The 1,805-nt window shown below is 55.2% G+C and carries 3 protein-coding genes; all 3 read left to right on the top strand.

Going from position 1 to position 1,805, the window contains the following annotated elements:
• Window positions 1-220: 220 nt before the first annotated feature.
• Window positions 221-580 carry a roadblock/LC7 domain-containing protein gene (locus CW742_RS11735; RefSeq protein ID WP_292420600.1) on the top strand — a complete coding sequence of 120 codons (360 nt, stop codon included), beginning with the start codon at window positions 221-223 and terminating at the stop codon, window positions 578-580.
• Complete coding sequence (locus CW742_RS11740) at window positions 580-1,215, top strand: response regulator (protein ID WP_292420602.1); 636 nt, start codon at window positions 580-582, stop codon at window positions 1,213-1,215. The genes CW742_RS11735 and CW742_RS11740 overlap by 1 nt, the downstream gene beginning before the upstream one ends.
• Window positions 1,216-1,357: 142 nt before the next feature.
• Window positions 1,358-1,805: two-component system response regulator (locus CW742_RS11745; protein ID WP_292420604.1), on the top strand; the 448-nt coding region annotated here is incomplete at its 3' end.

A 1,805-nucleotide genomic window follows, 5' to 3' on the forward strand; every position in this document is an offset into this window, starting at 1 on the left:
GAGTATTTATGGTATCGCCAGCTGTGCGTTGGAAATACCAGAAGGATCCGCCCCCACGGTTTTTCCTCTGCGATCAGCGCTGCGCCGGGAACAGCAATCAAGAATAACGGGATTTTTTCCCGGAATGGTCAGGAGTGTTAAGACCAGAAAAACAATATGTATATATGCTCCTATCAGGTATTATCAAGTACACAGGGTAGTGCGGCAGGAGCATCAGAGCATGTTAAAGGAGAAGATCTCTGCATTCATCGAACAGATCCGGTCAATTGACGGGGTTGCGGCATGTGCCCTTGTTTCCCGTGATGGGATCATAGCGGGAAAGCAATTCGACCGGGATCTCAATGAACCATGGTTCGGAGCGCTCTCTGCCACCATCCTTGCATCGGCAGAATCGATCGGGAGTATCATTAAGATGAAGTCTGCCGGCTCTGTTACCATCCAGTCGGAGGGATTGTCCATCATTATCATGGGTGCAGGGGAAAACTTTCTTATTGCTGCCATCATCAGTGATAGTACAAAACAGACCACGATCAATGCAAAGATGCTCGCGGTTGCTCAGAAGATCAGGGAGGCGATGTGATGTATACCATTCTGGTTGTTGACGACAGCCCTTTTATTGTTGATGTGTTCGTCACCATGCTCGAACGGGGCGGATACCGGACCGTTGCTGCGTACGGGGGTGAGGAGTGCCTTGAGATCTTAAAGACCGTGACACCCGATCTCATCCTCCTCGATATCATGATGGAGCCCATGGACGGCTGGGAGACCCTCGAACGGATCAAGGAGAATCCCGAGACCAAGGAGATCCCCGTCCTCATGCTCACGGCCAAGCAGCTCACGCCTGCCGAGGCACAGGAATACGGGATCTATATCGAGGATTACGTGCTCAAGCCCATCACCCACCGCGAGCTGTACGATGCCATCGAGCATGTCCTCACTCGCCGCCAGTCCATCAAATCTGACATGGACATGGCAACGCAGTCCGGCTTCGACTCCGAGATCATCACCGAATACGCCCGTCTCAGCAAGAGTATCGACGTGAACAAGCGCCTCATGAAGATCCTCGAGACCACCTACAACTTCAATGACTCAAAAGTCCGGGTCAGCGACGAGATCTCCCGTGCCATCAAGAGCATGGAGATGAACATCAAGTTCCAGGAAAACCGCCTGCAGCAGATCAAGGGGGAACTCTCAGGCACCCCCGCATCCCGATGATTTTTGGTCAGGGGTTTCCTGCCACTTTCGGATGCTTTCCTGAGAATGATACGGCCCATTATGCCTCCTTACCCGTGTATCCCGGTACTTCCCGCTGCCCGGATCCTCCGTGGGTCCGGCCCCGGTGCGGGAGGTGACTGATATGGACGAGACCATCCTGATCGTTGACGACAGCCCGTACATCGTCGACGGGCTTGTTGCGCTCCTGAAGCGCAAGGGGTTCAAACCGCTCGCCTCGCACGGGGGCGACGAGGCTCTTGCGATCCTCTCGTCGGCGGCCCGTCCCGATCTTATCCTCCTCGACATCATGATGGAGCCCATGGACGGCTGGGAGACCCTTGAAAAGATCAAGGCAGACCCACAGATCAGGGACATCCCCGTCCTGATGTTCTCGGCAAAGAAGATCACGCCTGAAGAGGCACGCGAACACAGCCTCAATATCGAGGACTTCGTCTCAAAACCCGTCAACCCCGCCCAGCTCCTGGATGCGATCAACCGGGTCTTCGAACGCCGCAAGAACGTCGCGATGGAGGCGGTTGTCGCGCGGGACGCCGGGTTTGATGCCGCGCTTGTCGCAGAGTACTCCGCGC

Origin of the sequence: Methanoregula sp., from assembly GCF_002835825.1 — an archaeon.
Classification (GTDB): Archaea; Halobacteriota; Methanomicrobia; order Methanomicrobiales; family Methanospirillaceae; genus Methanoregula.